The sequence below is a fragment of the Devosia sp. genome (assembly GCF_028290625.1).
In the GTDB taxonomy this organism is placed as follows: domain Bacteria; phylum Pseudomonadota; class Alphaproteobacteria; order Rhizobiales; family Devosiaceae; genus Devosia.
Window position 1 is genome coordinate 41476 of sequence record NZ_JAQGJM010000035.1, and the last position, 16920, is coordinate 58395.

Consider the following 16920-nt stretch of genomic DNA (forward strand, 5'->3'; position numbering starts at 1 on the left):
TAGAATTGCTTAATTGGAAAGGCGCAGGCTTGCGGCATCCGTCGGGCTTGAGGGGCAAGCAATGGCCGGGACAGTGGGATTGCGAGCGATTGCCGCCGGCGCCTTGGCGCTGGCCTTGGGCGCCTGTTCGGCGGGCGGCTTTGCCATTGGCGATCGGGTACTGACGTTTCCGTGGGACGCGCCGCAAGAAAATGTGCCGATGGCGCAGGCGGTATTGCCGGCGGCGCCCGGCGAAACATTTGGACAGGGGCCGGTGCGGGTGGCGTTGCTGCTGCCACTGAGCGATCCGGCGCTGGGGGGCATGGCGACGGCACTAGCCAATGGCGCCAGGCTCGCGATGAGTTTCATCGAGGCTAATCCGAATATTGCCGAGAACATCACGATTTCGCTGAGCGATAGCGGCGCTTCGGTGGGCAGTGCCAGCCAGGCGGCGACTGCGGCGCTGCAAGACGGCGCCAGCCTGATCCTGGGGCCGGTGCGCAGCGATCAGGTGATGGCGGTTGGTTTCGTGGCGCGCTCGGCCGGGGTGCCGGTGATCGGGTTTGCCAACACGTCCAGCGCGGCTGCGCCAGGCGTGTATCTGCTCAGCGTGCTGCCGGAGACGGCGACAAAGCGCAGCCTGGCCTATGCGTTAGGCAAGGGCAGTCGCGGTTTTGCCGGCGCGTTTCCGGCGACGGAAGCCGGCGCAGCGCAGGAAAGAGCCTTCCGGCAGGCGGTGGCGGCGATCGGGTTGAGCCCGGCTGCCGTCTACACCTATGGCAGCGCGGCGGAAGTGCAGGGCATCGTGCAGCAGGCCATGCCGATGCTCAAGACCGGCTATATCGATACGCTGTTCGTGCCGGACCCGATGGTGGCGCCGGCCTTCGGGGCGGCTTTGCAGCAGACAGGGGCAGCGGGGTTGCTGGTAGTGGGTTCGGCTGATTGGGACAGTGACGGGCGGCTGGCGCAGGCGCCGGGGCTAACCGGAGCGATTTATCCGGCAATTGACCCACGCGGGCTGCTGGCAATCAGCGCCGAGTATCAGACGCGGTTCGGATCACCACCGCCGCAACTGACGACGCTGGCGTATACGGCGGTGATCCTGGCCAATGTGAAGACCCTGTCGCTGAGCAATCCGCGCTATGAGGCCGCGGCGCTGACGGCGGTATCCGGGTTCAATGGACGCGACGGGGTGTTCCGGTTCCTGGCCAATGGGCAGGGCGAATACGCGCTGGCGATCAAGCAGGTGGGCAATGGCGGCGCTGCGGTAGTGGAGGGGGCGAAGCTATAGGTGATCTCCTTCAATACCCTCAATGCCTCAGCACCCACCGTCCTTCCCGCGGGCTTGACCCGCGGGCCTCCATCAGCGTTGCACATGCGGCGAGAGGCCCGCGGGTCAAGCCCGCGGGAAGAAGGGTGGATGGGATGAATAGTGCGCTTTGCGAGGGCAGACACCTCATCCGACGCTGCGCGCCACCTTCTCCCCGACGGGGAGAAGAATAGGAAGGCTAAGCCGCCAAATCCGCCACAACCGCATCCAGCACCGGCCAGCCGCGGTCGGTGACGCGGATATTGCCATTCGGCAGGGTTTCCACAAACCCATAACCCTTCAGATCGTCGATCTGGCGTTGGTTGATCTTGCGGCCGGAGAGCGCGGTGAAACGCTGGGGCGAGATGCCTTCGCGCAGGCGCAAGCCCATGACGAGGAATTCGTCGCCCTGTTCTTCCCAGGTCAAAACGTCATCGGTGACGAGGCCGTGGCCGTTGGTGACGACCTTCTTCTGCCAGTCGAACGGCATTTTCTCGGTCGCGGTAGCGTGGCGCTGGTTGTTGATCAGCAGCCGTCCATGGGCGCCGGGGCCAACGCCGGCATATTCGCCATAGCGCCAATAGAGCAGATTGTGCTCGCTTTCCTGGCCGGGACGGGCGTGGTTGGAAATCTCATAGGCCGGCATGCCCGCCTGGGCGGTGAGTTCCTGGGTCATTTCATAGAAATCGGCGGCTAGGTCTTCATTGGGCATGATCAGCTTGCCGGCCTTGTGCAGGTCGAAATAGCGCGTGCCCTGCTCGATGGTCAGCATGTAGAGGCTGATGTGGCCCTGCGCCAGCCAGAGGCCTTCCTTGAGTTCGTCCTCCCAGTCTTCCAGCGTCTGATTGGGACGACCATAGATCAGATCGAAGCTGGAGCGATCGAACACCGATTGCGCGATGCGCACGGCGGCAACGGCTTCCTCCACGGTGTGGCGGCGGCCCAGTTCGGCCAAAGGCTGCGGACGCAGCGACTGCACGCCAAGCGAAACGCGGTTGATGCCGGCAGAACGGAAACCTTTGAAACGCTCGACTTCGACGCTGGTGGGATTGGCCTCCAGCGTGATTTCGGCCTTAGGCTCAACTGTCCAATGGCGGGTGATCGAGTTGATGATGCTTTCGACGGCCCAGGGGCTCATCAGCGAGGGCGTGCCGCCGCCGAAGAAGATGGACTGCACCACCCGGCCGGGCGTCAGGCTGGCGGCGTGGGCGATTTCGCGCTCGTAAGCGGCCACATAGGCCTGCTCGTCGAACGGGCCGCGATGAACATGCGAATTGAAATCGCAATAGGGGCATTTGCTGGCGCAGAAGGGCCAGTGCACATAGACGCCGAACAGATCATTCGCGCTCAATGGCTTGCTCCACAAACTTCGCAAACGCGCGGGCGCGATGCGATAGCCCGGTCTCGCCGGGCGTCCAGGAATGCTTGGCTTCGGCGGCCATCTGGCCAAAGGTGATGTCGTAGCCGTCGGGCATGAAGGCGGGATCGTAGCCATGCCCCTGCTCGCCGCGCGGCGGCCAGACCATGGTGCCGTTGCACTGGCCCTCGAACAGCCAATCGCGGCCATCGGGATGGGCGAGGCATAGCGTGGCCATAAAATGGGCCTTGCGTTGGCTCGGTGAGGTGGCATTAGCCGCCTGCAGCGCATCCTCGACGCGCTTCATCGCATGGCTGAAATCGCGCGGCACACCGGCCCAATCGGCAGTGTAGACGCCGGGATCGCCGCCCAGCGCATCGACGCAAAGCCCCGAATCATCGCTCAGCGCGATCATTCCGGAACCCTGGGCTGAAGCATGGGCCTTGAGGCGCGCGTTTTCGGCAAAGGTGGTTCCGGTTTCCTCAGGCTCGGGAAGGCCAAGTTCGCCGGCAGAAATCAGCTCGAGGCCAAAGGGCTCGAACAGTTCCTGGAATTCCTTGAGCTTACCCTTGTTGTGGGTAGCCAGGACCAGACGATCGCCATCGCGGAGCCGGAGGAGGGCGCTCATTTTGCGCTCTTGGGCTTGGCATCGAGCGCGCGAACCACGTCATGCCAGATGGCGCAGGCTTCGGGCGATGGCACGCGCGGCTCTTCCTGCCGCACCGGGGCGGGTTGGGCGGTCGCGACTTTCTTGAGGAGCCAGCCGATCATTGGGCAAGCACCGTCTGTTGCAGCACGCTGAGTTCGCCAATGCCCTGTTCGGCCAGGGTCATCAGGTTGTTCAACTCATCGCGGGTGAAGGGGACCTGTTCGGCGGTGCCCTGGATTTCGACATATTTGCCCGAGCCGGTCAGCACGAAATTGGCATCCGTATGGGCTTCGACATCTTCGAGATAATCGAGATCGAGCACCGGCGTGCCGCGATAGATGCCGCAGGACACGGCGGCTACGCTATCGCGAAGGGCCTTGCCCTTGGTGAGCTTGCGCTCGTCCATCCAGGCTATGGCATCGGCGAGAGCGATATAGGCGCCGGTGATCGAGGCGGTGCGGGTGCCGCCATCGGCTTCCAGCACGTCGCAGTCGATAGTGACTTGGTTTTCACCCAGCAATTGCATGTCGACGACGGCGCGCAGGCTGCGCCCGATCAGGCGCTGGATTTCCTGAGTGCGACCGGACTGCTTGCCGGCGGTAGCCTCGCGGCGATTGCGCGAGCCGGTGGCGCGCGGCAGCATGCCGTATTCGGCGGTGACCCAGCCCTGGCCCTTGCCGCGCAGCCAGCCGGGCAGACTGGTTTCAACCGACGCCGTCACCAAAACCTTGGTATTGCCGAACTGCACGAGGCAGGAGCCCTCGGCCTTTTGCGAGACGCCGCGCTCGATCGTTACAGCGCGCATCTGGTTGGGCTCACGTCCGGAAGGCCGCATGGGCAAATCAGTCCCTGATAGTTAGTGAAGTGTTAATCCGCCCTCATACCCCCCCTAGGGGCGCCTCACAAGCCGCGGGCGCTTGGCGGGAGGCTGCAATGCGCTTAAATGATGGGGCAGGGTTAAACGGAAGATTTTACGCAACACATGGCAAAGCCACCCGAAGACTTTCTCGCGGTGCTCAATACCCGCAGCCAGGACATCTTTAGGAAGATCGTCGAGCGGTATCTCGAGACCGGGACGCCGGTGGGTTCGCGCGATCTGAGTCGGATGCTGCAGGTGGGATTGTCGCCCGCCTCGGTGCGTAACGTGATGGCGGACCTTGAGGATCTGGGCCTGATCGCGGCGCCGCATACGTCGGCCGGACGCGCGCCGACGCAGGAGGGGTTGCGGTTTTTCGTCGATGCCATGCTGGAAATTGGCAGCGTCGATGAACGCGAGCGGTTGCAAATATCCAAGAATATCGAGGGCCAGGCGCGGCAGGGGCAGGTCGAGGACCTGCTCACCGAGGCCAGCCAGCTGCTATCGGGCCTGAGCCAGGGTGCCGGCGTGGTGATCGCCGCCAAAGCCGACATGGTGTTGCGCCATATCGAATTCGTGCGGCTCGATGCGCTGCGGGCCATGGCGGTGCTGGTGGGGCAGGATGGGCAGGTGGAAAACCGCATCATGGACTTGCCGCCGGGGCTGACCGCCAGCGCCTTGCAGCAGGCGAGCAATTATCTGGCCCATCATGTGATCGGCCGCACCATCCCCGAGGCACGCAAGATTTTATCCGAGCAGCGCGCCGAACAGCGGGCGGAACTGGATGAGCTGACGCGAAAGCTGGTGGATGACGGCATCGCGACGCTGGCGCAGCCATCGAGCGCCGGGCAGCCGACCATCATCGTGCGCGGGCGGGCGAATCTCATCAACGACACCATGGCGTCGGAAGATCTTTCGCGCATGCGGCAGCTCTTTGACGAGCTGGAAAGCAAGGACGGGCTGCTGGACCTGCTCGGCGATACCGAGAAGGCACAGGGGGTGCGCATCTTTATCGGTTCGGAGAACAAGCTGTTTTCGCTCTCTGGGTCGTCGGTAATTCTCAGTCCCTACAAGGACGCTAACGATAAGGTGGTGGGCGTTTTGGGGGTGATCGGGCCTACGCGATTGAACTATGCGCGCATCGTGCCCGTTGTGGATTATACCGCCCATGTGATCTCCTCGATGATGGCAAGGAAGCGCTAGGGTTGAAAAAACCTGCGCTTTGGCCGATATGCGGGGTCAAATCCAGTTAATTTGCGGAAAAGATGATGATGAGCGACGAAAACGCCTCGCACGACGAGAATCCCGAGATCGAGATTGAGGCGGTTGCGCCGGAAATCGATCCGACGGTGGCGCTGCGGGCGGAAAATGCCGAGCTCAAGGACCGCGTGCTGCGCACCGTCGCCGAGATGGAAAACCTGCGCAAGCGTACCGAGCGGGAAGTGGCCGACACGCGTTCCTACGCGATCGCGGGCTTTGCGCGCGACATGCTGAGCGCGACGGATGCCTTGAGCCGGGCCCTGATGGTGCTGCCGGCGGAAGCCCGCGAAACGGGCGACGCGACCACTAAGAGCCTGATCGACGGCATCGAGATGACCGAGCGCGAAATGCAGCGCCTGCTGGCCAAGCATGGCGTCAAGCCGATCGAGGCCGAGGGCCAGAAGTTCGATCCGCACAAGCATCAGGCGATGTTCGAAGTGCCCGATCCCAGCCGGCCGGAAGGCACGGTTGTGCAGGTGGTGCAGGCCGGTTTTGCTATTGGCGACAGGGTGTTGCGTCCTGCCATGGTCGGCGTCGCCAAGGGTGGCCCGAGCCATGCCGAGGGCGCCGAGGCGATCGACAAGAGCGTCTAGGCCACCGATCTACCCCAGGATGTCCTTGCTTTGCAGCCGGCTCACGCCGGCTGTTTGCATTTCGGCCCAAGCTTTTTCGAGCGAACCCGCGTTGTCGATGGCGCGGGTGGCGTCTTCGACGACGCTGGTGTGGTAGCCGGCGGCGCGGGCATCCAGTGCGGTCCAGCCGACGCAGAAATCTGTAGCCAAGCCAACAACATAGAGTTTCCCCAGATCGCGTTCGGCGAGATAGCCGGCGAGCCCTGTGCGGGTTCGGCGGTCGGCTTCCTGGAAGCCGGAATAGCTGTCGACCGACTGATTATAGCCTTTGCGGATGATCAACTGGCCGTGGGGAATGTCGAGGTCGGCGCTGAGGTCGGCGCCGTGAGTGTTCCAGATGCAGTGGTCGGGCCAGAGGACTTGGGGACCGTAGGGCAAGTCGATCATTTCGAAGGGATTTTTGCCTTCGTGCTGGCTGGCGAAGGAGATGTGGTCGGCCGGATGCCAGTCCTGAGTGAGGACCACATTGGTGAAGCGCTTGGCTAAGGTATTGATTAGCGGCACTATTTCGTCGCCGCCCCCCACCGCGAGACTGCCGCCGGGCAGAAAATCATATTGCATGTCGACGACGATGAGGACGTCGCTTGGGGTGATGTCGAGCATGGTCACTCCTTGATCCATTGGGCGGGGATGAGGCCGCGGACGGAATTGCCGAGGAAAATGGCGGGGGCGGTTTCGAGGTCGGAGAGGGTCAGGGTGTGCTCTCTGGCGCGGCCGCTGTCGATGAGTTCGGCGCGGATCGTGCCGGGAAGCAGGCCGGCGGCGAGCGGCGGCGTTAGCAGGATGCCGTCGCGCTCGATGAACAGATTGGTGATCGAACCTTCGGTCAGTTCGTTGTTTTCATTGAGGAATACGACTTCATCGACGCCAGTGGCGGCGTGGGCGCGTTGGCGCGGTTGGTCGTAGAAGGAGCGGTTAGTGGTCTTGTGGGCGAGCCACAAGCTGCGCGAGTCGAGTTTTTCGGGGGCGATGGAGAAGCGGAACACTGCCGGATTTGGCGGCAGCGGGACGGCGGTGACGCCCAAGCCGTCGGTCTCGTGCAGGGTGAGGCGCACCCGCATCGGTTGGGTGAACTTCTGAGCCGCTTCGGTTAGCATCGCGTTAGCATCGAGCACCGCAAATGAGAGTCGGAAGTAGCGCGCCGAGTCTTCCAGCCGGGTGAGGTGGCGCTCGAGCAGGTAATACCCCACGCCGGGTTCCCAGAGCATGGTTTCGATCAGGCAGACGGGCGCGGCCGGATCGGAGAAGAATGCCATTTTGAGCAGGGCCTCCTGAAATTCATCGGCGACCACACTATCGGCGACAATGCCGCCGCCGATACCGATTTCACCTTTGCCAGAATTGTCGATGACGGCGGTGCGGATGGCGACGTTGAGGGTGAGATCGCCATCGGGGGCAATGTAGCCGATGGAGCCGGTATAGACGCCGCGCGGATCGGGTTCGACCTGATCGATGATTTCCATAGCGCGCAGTTTGGGGGCGCCGGTGATGGAACCGCAGGGAAAGAGATTGACGAGGATATCGCCGGGGCCGAGGCCGGGCTTGAGTGTGGCGGTGATGCCCGAAGTCATGGTGTGGAGGGTGCGGTAGGTTTCCACGGTGAACAGGTCGGTGACCTTGACTGAGCCGATCTGGGCGATGCGGCCGAGGTCGTTGCGCAACAGATCGACGATCATCAGGTTTTCGGCGCGGTTCTTTTCGTCATGGGCCAAAGCGAGGCGGCCGGCCTCGTCTTCGGCCAGGGTACGGCCGCGGGGCATGGTGCCCTTCATCGGGCGAGCGGAGAGGGTGCCGGCGCGATTGGCGACGAACAATTCGGGCGAGCGCGACAGGATGGTGTGGGTATCTGTGCCGATCAGCGCCCCATAGGCGACGGGCTGTTTGCGCACCAGGTCGCGATAGAGCGCGACAGCATCGCCCTCAAGCGTAAAATCGGCCTTGAAGGTCAGGTTGACCTGATAGGTATCGCCGGCGGCGATTAGGGCTTTGACGGTGTCGAAGGCGGTTCGATAGGCCGCAAGCTCCAGGCGCGGCTGGATATTTACAGCGCGGCCGGCAGGACCAGCGATACTCGCCAAAAAGGCGTCGACTTCGGCGAGGCTGAGGCGCTGCGGCGCATCGTAGAGGCCCATCCAGAGCAGGGGCGTGTCACCGCGGACGGGCAGGCGGTGGGCGAGACGCTCCTCGAACAGGAAACCCAGCTCATAGGCCAGGTAGCCGGCGGCCCAAAACCCTTCGGCGCGGGCGGTTTCGAGGTGGGCGAGCGCCACGCGCGCTTCATCGGCCGTATCGGCGGTGACGATCTCGCGCGGGCCGGTGAACAGCAGGTTCTGGCCCGTGGGATCGAGCGTGTCGTGGAGCAGCACTGTGCCGGGGATCAGCATGGTGGCGTTGTAATTGGGGCGCATTGGTTTGGGAAGCGGCGATGGCGTGCGGCTATGCAGAGTAATCCGGATTGCTGCTTGGCGCTGTTGCTGGCCTGTGGCAAACAAGATCGCCGATGGCAGAATGCAGATCGGCCTTGGGGGGTTAATTCATGAGCAAAGTACTGATGGGCGGCCTGGCCGCCATGGCGCTTGTTGTGGGCGCGGTTCCGGCCATGGCCGAATCCGTGGAATTCCAACTGATCAACAACAGCTCCTATGCGCTGCACTATTTCTATACGTCGCCCAGCAATGATACCAACTGGGGCGGGGACCTGCTGGGCGATGATGGTACGCTGGAGGCAGGCTACAGCGGCACCGTGACTATCGGCGATGGCGAGACTGAGTGCGAATACGACTTCAAGTTCGTGATGGATACCGGGGCCGAACTGGTAGTGCCAGGCATCAATATCTGCGAATTGAACTCCTACACGCTCAACGACTAGGCCATTGGGCGCGCCGTTTGCAATTAGGCCCATCCTGCCGGGGTGGGCTTTTTCTTGCCGATGGGGGCCCGGTGACGGTGTCAAACACCGTTTGCGCGCTTGAAGCCCAACTGCGACCCCCCTATATACGCCCCAGGCCCCGTAATGGGCACATTCAACTTGCAAGGGAGCCCGGCCGGCAACGGCCGCGAGACTGCTTCGAGAGAGGGGTTTCAACATGGGTTTGCTGAAAGAGAGGCATAGTAATGGCTAAAGTTATCGGTATCGACCTCGGGACCACCAATAGCTGCGTCGCAGTGATGGACGGCTCGAACCCCAAAGTGATCGAGAATGCCGAAGGCGCGCGCACCACGCCGTCGATGGTGGCGTTCTCCAAGGACGGCGAGCGCCTTGTGGGCCAGCCGGCCAAGCGCCAGGCGGTCACCAATCCTGAAGGCACGCTGTTTGCCGTCAAGCGCCTGATCGGGCGCCGTTACGACGACAAGGTGGTGGGCAAGGACAAGAACCTGGTGCCGTTCAAGATCGTCGCCGCCGACAATGGCGACGCATGGGTGGAAGCCTCGGGCGAAAAGTATTCGCCCTCGCAGGTTTCGGCCATGATCCTGCAGAAGATGAAGGAAACCGCTGAAAGCTATCTCGGCGAGACCGTCACGCAGGCCGTCATTACGGTTCCGGCCTATTTCAACGATTCTCAGCGCCAGGCCACCAAGGACGCGGGCAAGATTGCCGGCCTTGAGGTGCTGCGCATCATCAACGAGCCTACCGCGGCCGCTCTGGCGTATGGCCTCGACAAGAAAAACTCCGGCACCATCGCGGTCTACGACCTTGGTGGCGGCACGTTCGACGTGTCGATCCTCGAGATCGGCGACGGCGTGTTCGAAGTCAAATCCACCAATGGCGACACGTTCCTGGGTGGCGAAGACTTTGACATGCGCCTGGTCGACTACTTTGCCGACGAGTTCAAGAAAGAGCAGGGCATCGACCTCCGCTCCGACAAGCTCGCTCTGCAGCGCCTCAAGGAAGCTGCCGAAAAGGCCAAGATCGAACTCTCGAGCTCGACCCAAACCGAAATCAACCTGCCTTTCATCACCGCCGATGCCTCGGGTCCGAAGCATCTGACGCTGAAGCTGTCGCGTTCGAAGTTCGAAAGCCTCGTTGACGACCTGATCCAGAAGACCATCGAGCCATGCAAGCTGGCGATGAAGGATGCGGGCCTGACCGCAGCCCAGATCGACGAAGTTGTGCTGGTTGGCGGCATGAGCCGCATGCCCAAGGTGCAGGAAGTCGTCAAGCAGCTGTTCGGCAAGGAACCCCATAAGGGCGTGAACCCGGACGAAGTCGTGGCGCTGGGCGCTGCGATCCAGGCCGGCGTGCTGCAGGGCGACGTCAAGGACGTGCTGCTGCTGGACGTGACGCCCCTTTCCTTGGGTATCGAAACCCTCGGTGGCGTGTTCACGCGCCTGATCGATCGCAACACCACGATCCCGACCAAGAAGAGCCAGACGTTCTCGACGGCCGAAGATAGCCAGTCGGCCGTGACCATCCGGGTGTTCCAGGGTGAGCGCGAAATGGCGGCGAACAATAAGCTGCTCGGCAATTTCGACCTCGCTGGCATTCCGCCGGCACCGCGCGGCGTGCCGCAGATCGAAGTGACCTTCGATATCGACGCCAACGGCATCGTCAACGTGTCGGCCAAGGACAAGGGCACCGGCAAGGAGCAGCAGATCCGCATCCAGGCTTCGGGTGGTCTGTCTGACGCCGACATCGAAAAGATGGTGCAGGAAGCCGAGCAGAACGCCGAGGCCGACAAGAAGAAGCGCGAAGCCGTCGAAGCCAAGAACCAGGGCGAATCGCTGATCCACTCGACCGAGAAATCGGTCAAGGAATATGGCGACAAGGTTTCGGCCGAAGACAAGGCTGCGATCGAAGCGGCAATCGTTGATCTGCGCGGCGTACTTGACAGCGACGACGCCGAAGTGATCCGCGAGAAGACCGACGCGCTGGCGCAGGCTTCGATGAAGCTGGGCGAGGCCATGTACAAGGCTAGCCAGGCCGAAGCTGAGGCACAGGCTGCCGGCGATGCGGAAGACGACGATGATGACGTGGTCGACGCCGACTTCGAAGAGGTCAAGGACGACGACAACAAGAAGTCCGCCTAATCGCCGTATTGGATTGAATGACGAAGCCCGGGAGCGATCCCGGGCTTTTTTGTTGGCCGCGGCGGGGCGGTTAACGAGAGGATAATGGCAGCGTTAAAATTGCGAGGATTTCTCGCACGGAGGGCTTACGGGCGCCTGATATCAAGGTGGGGCTTCGGGGGACGCACCATGCCACTGCTGATTTTGCTCACATCGACAATCGTTTTGACCTTCATGCCGGGGTGGCGGTGGTATCTGGCCGGTCTCGCGGTTACGGCCGGGCTGCTGGCGTGGTCATACTGGCCGCCGGGATCGGGAAATTATGGGGCCGCGGTCTATGATTACATCGTGGCGATCGGCTCGCCGTTCTGCTGGCTGGCCTTCGTGATCGCCATGGTGGGCAAGATTGCCTGGCTGGGCGGGATCATGCCGTCGTCATCGTTCCATCGGCAGGCGTCCGAGCCATCGGCTTAGGGCTGGATGGGTCCAGCGGTCCGTGTTCACCTTGACTTCGCTCCGATTCGCGTATTTTGCCTTTGTTCTAGGTTTATCGCCCAAACTGTCCTATGGTGGGGGATGAACATTCCAGACCCCAAAACCTTCACCGATCCCGAAAAACTGCGCAAGCTGATGGCCAATGCCGTCCGCCTCGGCTATCCCGATCTCGTTTTCAATTGCCAGCTGCGCATTGCCGAGCTGGTCGGCAATACCCATGAAAAGGGTATCGAGCGCGAATTCTGGACCGCCCTGAGCGCGGCCGAGGAATTCAACACCGCGATCAAGGGCAAGACCTCCAAGCTCACCAAGATCCGCGCCAAGCACAAGCGTGTCGGCGCCCAGAAGGTTTTGGCAGATGCGGCGATGGAGCCCGAAATGTCGGACGGCTTTGCCACGCTGGTCGAGCATGGCCGCGCGGACCTGTCGAGCGAAGCCATCGTGATGCGCAATGAAGAGCTGTTCAGCGTCGACGCGGTCAATGCCGTGCGCAAGAAGCTGATGGAGCACAATGTCAGCGCCGAGGCGCTGGAAGCCGCGTAAGTCGAGTTTGCCTGGAGCCTGGGCCATTCGAGCATAGCTCTCATGGCCTCCTCGCCTAAAATTGCTCCACCGGAGCAATTTTCCCGCAGGCGGGCGGCTCTGAGTTTCACGTGAATCAGCATCCGACCCGGGAGTGATCCCGGGTTTTTTGTTGCCTGGTAAACGGCTGTAAATGCCGACAAATCCCGAAAAGGGCCAGATCGCGCCCCAATCTCGGCCCATTATGGGGCTCGAAGGAGATGTCGCTGGGGGGCGGCACTGTTGAAAGCGCAGCGAGGCCACCATGAGCGACATTGCCAGCAATCCTGAATCCGGCGGAATCGGCCGGCTTGCCGAACTGATCCACGGCAATCCGATGGACCGCCTCGATACCGATATGAGACACGTGATCGAGGCGCTGGCGGAGCTGGGCGCGCGGCCGCTCGAGCAGAGCAGCCCCGACACGGCACGGCGCCAACCCAAGATGATCGACGCCATCAGCGCCATCATGGCGCGGCAGGGGCGGGCGCCCAGCGAGGATGGCGTCAGCACCGAAGACATCACATTCAAAGGCGCCGAGGACGATCTGGCGGCGCGCGTCTATCGGCCGGTCGGCCTGCTGAGCCGGCTCAACCCGATGATCGCCTATTTCCACGGTGGCGGTTTCGTCACCGGGGATCTGGACATGCATGATGCCTCGGCGCGCGCCCTGGCGCGGCGGACCGGGGCTATTGTGGTGTCGCTCGACTATCGGCTGGGACCTGAGCACAAATTTCCGGCCGCGCATGAGGACGCCTATGCGGCCTGGCGCTGGCTGGTGGGCGCGGCGCGTGAGCTGGGCGGCGATCCGCGGCGGATCGCTGTGGCTGGTGAGGATGCGGGGGCTAATCTGGCGCTGAACGTGGCATTGATGGCGCGGGACGCCCATTTCACCCAGCCGCTGGCGCAATTGTTGATCCACCCGATTGCCGGCAGCGACATGAGCCGGCCCTCCTATGGCGAGACGCTGCGGGCGCGGCCGATCGGCATGCCGGGCATGCAGTGGCGGATGCGGCACGAGCTGGAGGATCGCGAGCAGATGAGCGATCCGCGCATCGATCTGGCGTCGCGGGCAGACCTGGCGGGCGTGGCGCCGGCGACCATAATCCTGGCGGAGATCGATCCGCTGCGGTCGGAGGGCGAGGCGCTGGCCGAAGCGCTGGAGGCCGCCGGCGTCAACGTCACCTGCACCGTGCATGAGGGCGTGACGCAGGGCTTTTTCGGGCTGGGGCTGATCGTCACCAAGGCACTGTTCGCCCAATCGGAGGCCGCCGAGGCACTGAACCAGGTGTTTGGCCGCGGTCGTCGCGGCTGACTATCCGAACTCCAGTTGATGCGGCGGCCCGCGCTTGATATGGAGCGGGCGCTACTCATTTGGTCTGGTGGGCCTGGCTTCCCCTTGCGGGAGGCGCGGTCGATTGCCATCTAGGGGGTAAGTTTCAGGTCTCTTCTAGTGAGGCGTTGGTTTTGGCGCGGTCCATTGGGGATCGCGACGGGCCGGCGCCGGCATGGCTTTCGGAGAAAAATTCTTGGCCAAACGTGATTTCTACGAGGTGCTCGGCGTTGCCAAGGACGCCGACGATGCGGTGCTCAAGAGCGCCTATCGCAAGCTGGCGATGCAGTATCACCCCGACCGCAATCACGGCGATAGCGAAGCGGAAGGCAAGTTCAAGGAACTGAGCGAAGCCTATGAGACGCTGAAAGACGGCCAGAAGCGCGCCGCCTATGACCGGTTCGGGCACGCGGCTTTTGAGAATGGCGGGCGCGGACCTGCGGCCGGAGCGGCCGGCTTCGGGCCGGAATTCACCTCCTCAATGTCCGATATTTTCGACGATATTTTTGGCGACTTCATGGGCGGGCGCCGTGGTCAGGGCGGCGGCGGGGCCGCCAAGCTGCGCGGCTCGGACCTGCGCTATAACCTCGAAATCTCGCTGGAAGAAAGCTTTGCCGGCCAAACCGTCGAGATCGACGTGCCGACGCTGGTGAGCTGCACTACCTGCGATGGGAATGGCGCCAAGCCCGGGACCGGCACCCATACCTGCCGCCAGTGCAACGGCCATGGCAAGGTGCGCGCGGCGCAGGGATTTTTCACCATCGAGCGGACCTGCCCGGTCTGCCAGGGCCGTGGCCAGATGATGGACCAGCCCTGCACCGATTGCGGCGGCCAGGGCCGGCGGCAGGAAAACCGGAAGCTTTCGGTCGATATTCCAAAAGGGATCGAGGACGGCACCCGCATTCGGCTGGCCAATGAGGGCGAGGCGGGGCTACGCGGCGGCCCACCCGGTGATCTGTATATTTTCATCTCGTTGCGGCCGCACGATCTGTTCCAGCGCGACGGGGCGGACCTTTATGCCCGTGTGCCGATCGCCATGACCACCGCGGCTTTGGGCGGCGAGTTCGAAGTGCCAACGCTCGATGCGATGCGGGCCAAGGTCAAAGTCGCGGCCGGCACGCAGCCGGGCCAGCGCGTGCGGCTCAAGGGCAAGGGCATGCCGGTGCTGCGCAGCAAGGACACCGGCGATTTGTATGTGCAGCTCGATATCGAGACGCCGCAGAATTTGAGCCGCAAGCAGCGGGAGCTGCTGGAGGAGTTCCAGCGGCTGACGACGGAAGAGACCAATCCGACCTCGGATGGGTTTTTCGCAAAATTGAAGACGATGTTTGGGGCTTAGGGGGCACGCCCTCGTGGTTCGAGGCTCGCAAGGGCTCGCACCTCACCATGAGGACTACTGCTGGAACCGAGCTTTAAAGTAGCCCTCATGGTGAGGTGTGGGAGGCGTAGCCGACCCTCGAACCACGAGGGCGTGGCACCGTCACTCAGCTTGGCTGGACGAAGCTGGGGTCCATCCACATGATTTCCCAGATGTGACCGTCGAGATCGGAAAACGCGCGGCTCATCATGAAGCGGTAGTCGTCGCCGGGGCGCGCTTCGGTGGCGCCGGCGGCGATGGCTTTGTCGAACAGTGCGATGACGGCTTCCTTGCTGTCGCGGCTGAGCGCGATCAGGACTTCGCTGCTGGTATGGGCGTCGGCGATGGTCTTGGAGGTGAACTGGGCGAACTTTTCGTGCGTCAGCAGCATGGAGAAAATGTTCTCGTCGATCACCATGGCGGCGGCGGTCTCGTCGGTGAACTGCGCGTTGAAGGTGAAGCCGAGCGCGCCGAAGAAAGCCTTGGACGCATCGAGATTGCGGACCGGCAGATTGACGAAAATATTGGTGGCCATGACTGTCTCCTCGGATTATCACTAAGGCATTTACTTAACTGATTGTGTTGCGACTGGCAAGAGGCTTGCTCACCCTTGCGGCGCAGCGCGGCGGCGGGCAGTGTCACCTCCTCACCAGGATGACGCTTCATGACCACCGCGCTTACGCTTTCCGGCTCGACCCGCAAGGGATCGCTGAACCAGATGTTGCAACACCATATCGGCACGCAACTGGAGGCGGCTGGAGTGAAGGTCACGGCCATCAGCCTGGCCGATTACGAGTTGCCGCTGTTTAGCGAGGACCTCGAAGCCGAGCACGTGCCGGCAGCGGCGGCGAAGCTGGCGGCGCTATTCACCAGCCATGATATCGTGTTCTGGGCCAGCCCCGAATATAATGGCGGGCTGACGCCGCTGACGGTCAATACCTTGGCCTGGCTGAGCCGGCAGCGGCCCAGCCCGTTCCGCCACCCGGTGTTTGGGATTGGCGGGGTGAGCACGGGCAAATATGGCACCATCTTTGGGCTGAGCCATCTGCGCGACAGCCTGAGCAAGATCGGCGCGTTGGTAGTTCCGACTCTGCTCGGCATCGGGCCGGCAGATGAGGCCTTCGACGCTGACGGCGCGCCGGTAGAGCCGGCGATCATCCGCAAGGTCGAGACTATTGTGCATGAACTGACCCATTTCAGCCGGGGCTGAGCTTTGATGCGCGCGCTCTACATCACCCATCCGCAGGTCATGGTCGATCCTGATGTGCCGGTGCCGCAATGGGGGCTGTCGGAGGTTGGACGTGCCCGCGCGGAAGCGTTCGCGGCGCGGGGGCTGATTGCCGAGGGGGCGGTGGTTTTTTCTAGCGATGAGCGCAAGGCGGTGGAGCTGGCCGATATCATCACGGCAAGTTGGGGCGGTGCGGTGATCACCGATCCGGCGATGGGGGAGAACGATCGCTCGGCGATGGGCTTCTTGCCGCCGGACAAATTCGAGGTGACGGCGGACCGATTTTTTGCTGCGCCAATGGAAAGCGTGGATGGCTGGGAGCGGGCGATCGACGCGCAGCGGCGGATCGTCGGCGCGGTTGGCAAGGCGATGGAGCGGGTGCGGCCGGGGCAGGCCATGGTGTTTTGCGGACATGGCGCGGTGGGTACGCTGCTCAAATGCTATTTGGGCGGATGGACCATTGCCCGCTCCGAAGATCAGCGACGGATGGCCGATCCGGGCGGCGGCAATGGCTTCGTGTTCGATCTTGAGGCGCGAAAGCTATATTGCGACTGGACGCCGATGGAAGCGCTGACGCGCGAAATGATCAGCGGCTAGACGGGTAGTCTTTTTCGATTTGTGCGACGGTTGCGGCGTCCAGATCCCAATGGCGAATACCGCGCACGGCGCCCGCAATGGCGCGGCGGGTATGCGCACAGGCGTCCTCGGGAAACTCGGCGATCAGGCGGCTGAACACCGCATCTTCACCCAGCGCATCCAGGGTTTCGCGGCTGTCGATGCCGACCGTGCGCAGGCGCTTGCCCAGTACCTTGCCGATATTGGGGGCCGATTCAATCTCTGCCATGGCGGTTGTCTCCGGGCACAGGGTGTGCGAGTGAAAACCGATCCACAGGGAGA

19 protein-coding genes are annotated in these 16920 nt (G+C 62.8%); 11 read left to right on the plus strand and 8 right to left on the minus strand.

Features of this window, described 5'->3' with window-relative positions; all coding sequences use genetic code 11:
• The first annotated feature begins 61 nt into the window (after nt 1–61).
• Nucleotides 62–1270: a penicillin-binding protein activator gene (locus tag JWR51_RS19435; protein WP_299751428.1), complete on the plus strand. Its 1209-nt coding sequence runs from the start codon at nt 62–64 to the stop codon at nt 1268–1270.
• 217 nt (nt 1271–1487) lie between these two features.
• On the opposite strand, the gene hemW is transcribed toward JWR51_RS19435, so the two are convergent.
• The 4 genes from hemW to rph are packed head-to-tail and all read right to left on the minus strand — an operon-like array spanning nt 1488 to nt 4129.
• Nucleotides 1488–2639, minus strand: a complete 1152-nt coding sequence (gene hemW, locus JWR51_RS19440; protein WP_299751432.1) for a radical SAM family heme chaperone HemW — start codon at nt 2637–2639, stop codon at nt 1488–1490.
• Complete coding sequence (gene rdgB, locus JWR51_RS19445) at nt 2626–3273, minus strand: RdgB/HAM1 family non-canonical purine NTP pyrophosphatase (RefSeq protein ID WP_299751435.1); 648 nt, start codon at nt 3271–3273, stop codon at nt 2626–2628. Before rdgB ends, hemW begins: the two co-directional genes overlap by 14 nt.
• Nucleotides 3270–3416, minus strand: coding sequence for a hypothetical protein (locus tag JWR51_RS19450; protein WP_299751438.1), 147 nt, complete (start codon nt 3414–3416; stop codon nt 3270–3272). The genes rdgB and JWR51_RS19450 overlap by 4 nt, the downstream gene beginning before the upstream one ends.
• The gene (rph, locus tag JWR51_RS19455; RefSeq protein WP_299751441.1) at nt 3413–4129 is read right to left on the minus strand and encodes a ribonuclease PH; all 717 of its coding nucleotides are present in this window, start codon (nt 4127–4129) and stop codon (nt 3413–3415) included. Before rph ends, JWR51_RS19450 begins: the two co-directional genes overlap by 4 nt.
• 147 nt (nt 4130–4276) lie before the next feature.
• On the opposite strand from rph, the gene hrcA reads away from it, so the two are divergent.
• Nucleotides 4277–5353 (plus strand): heat-inducible transcriptional repressor HrcA, encoded by a 1077-nt coding sequence (hrcA, locus tag JWR51_RS19460; protein ID WP_299751443.1) that lies wholly within the window; start codon nt 4277–4279, stop codon nt 5351–5353.
• 68 nt (nt 5354–5421) lie between these two features.
• Nucleotides 5422–6003, plus strand: a complete 582-nt coding sequence (grpE, locus tag JWR51_RS19465; protein WP_299751446.1) for a nucleotide exchange factor GrpE — start codon at nt 5422–5424, stop codon at nt 6001–6003.
• 9 nt (nt 6004–6012) lie between these two features.
• Here grpE and pncA read toward each other — a convergent pair whose 3' ends face one another.
• Both pncA and pabB read right to left on the minus strand, forming a co-directional pair.
• A complete protein-coding gene (gene pncA, locus JWR51_RS19470) occupies nt 6013–6645 on the minus strand; it encodes a bifunctional nicotinamidase/pyrazinamidase (RefSeq protein ID WP_299751449.1) in 633 nt (210 codons plus the stop codon).
• Between the two features lie 2 nt (nt 6646–6647).
• Nucleotides 6648–8450 carry an aminodeoxychorismate synthase component I gene (gene pabB, locus JWR51_RS19475; protein WP_299751453.1) on the minus strand — a complete coding sequence of 601 codons (1803 nt, stop codon included), beginning with the start codon at nt 8448–8450 and terminating at the stop codon, nt 6648–6650.
• Between the two features lie 128 nt (nt 8451–8578).
• Between pabB and JWR51_RS19480 the strand changes: the two genes are divergently transcribed.
• From JWR51_RS19480 to dnaJ, 6 genes are all read left to right on the plus strand, one after another.
• Complete coding sequence (locus JWR51_RS19480) at nt 8579–8911, plus strand: hypothetical protein (protein WP_299751456.1); 333 nt, start codon at nt 8579–8581, stop codon at nt 8909–8911.
• Between the two features lie 245 nt (nt 8912–9156).
• Nucleotides 9157–11070, plus strand: coding sequence for a molecular chaperone DnaK (dnaK, locus tag JWR51_RS19485; RefSeq protein WP_299751459.1), 1914 nt, complete (start codon nt 9157–9159; stop codon nt 11068–11070).
• Between the two features lie 168 nt (nt 11071–11238).
• On the plus strand, nt 11239–11523 hold the full coding sequence (locus JWR51_RS19490) for a hypothetical protein (RefSeq protein WP_299751462.1): 285 nt from the start codon (nt 11239–11241) through the stop codon (nt 11521–11523).
• Nucleotides 11524–11625: 102 nt separating this feature from the next.
• Complete coding sequence (locus JWR51_RS19495) at nt 11626–12087, plus strand: hypothetical protein (RefSeq protein ID WP_299751465.1); 462 nt, start codon at nt 11626–11628, stop codon at nt 12085–12087.
• 283 nt (nt 12088–12370) lie between these two features.
• Nucleotides 12371–13420 carry an alpha/beta hydrolase fold domain-containing protein gene (locus JWR51_RS19500; protein ID WP_299751468.1) on the plus strand — a complete coding sequence of 350 codons (1050 nt, stop codon included), beginning with the start codon at nt 12371–12373 and terminating at the stop codon, nt 13418–13420.
• Nucleotides 13421–13634: 214 nt separating this feature from the next.
• Entirely contained in the window at nt 13635–14777 is a 1143-nt protein-coding gene (gene dnaJ, locus JWR51_RS19505) for a molecular chaperone DnaJ (RefSeq protein ID WP_299751471.1), read from the plus strand.
• A 145-nt stretch (nt 14778–14922) separates the two neighbouring features.
• On the opposite strand, the gene JWR51_RS19510 is transcribed toward dnaJ, so the two are convergent.
• Nucleotides 14923–15330, minus strand: coding sequence for a VOC family protein (locus tag JWR51_RS19510; RefSeq protein ID WP_299751474.1), 408 nt, complete (start codon nt 15328–15330; stop codon nt 14923–14925).
• A gap of 129 nt (nt 15331–15459) precedes the next feature.
• Between JWR51_RS19510 and JWR51_RS19515 the strand changes: the two genes are divergently transcribed.
• Together JWR51_RS19515 and JWR51_RS19520 are read left to right on the plus strand one after the other, a co-directional pair.
• Nucleotides 15460–16005: an NADPH-dependent FMN reductase gene (locus JWR51_RS19515; protein WP_299751477.1), complete on the plus strand. Its 546-nt coding sequence runs from the start codon at nt 15460–15462 to the stop codon at nt 16003–16005.
• Nucleotides 16006–16011: 6 nt separating this feature from the next.
• A complete protein-coding gene (locus tag JWR51_RS19520; RefSeq protein ID WP_299751480.1) occupies nt 16012–16620 on the plus strand; it encodes a histidine phosphatase family protein in 609 nt (202 codons plus the stop codon).
• Here JWR51_RS19520 and JWR51_RS19525 read toward each other — a convergent pair.
• Complete coding sequence (locus JWR51_RS19525; protein ID WP_299751483.1) at nt 16610–16867, minus strand: TfoX/Sxy family DNA transformation protein; 258 nt, start codon at nt 16865–16867, stop codon at nt 16610–16612. The genes JWR51_RS19520 and JWR51_RS19525 overlap by 11 nt on opposite strands.
• Between the last annotated feature and the right edge of the window lie 53 nt (nt 16868–16920).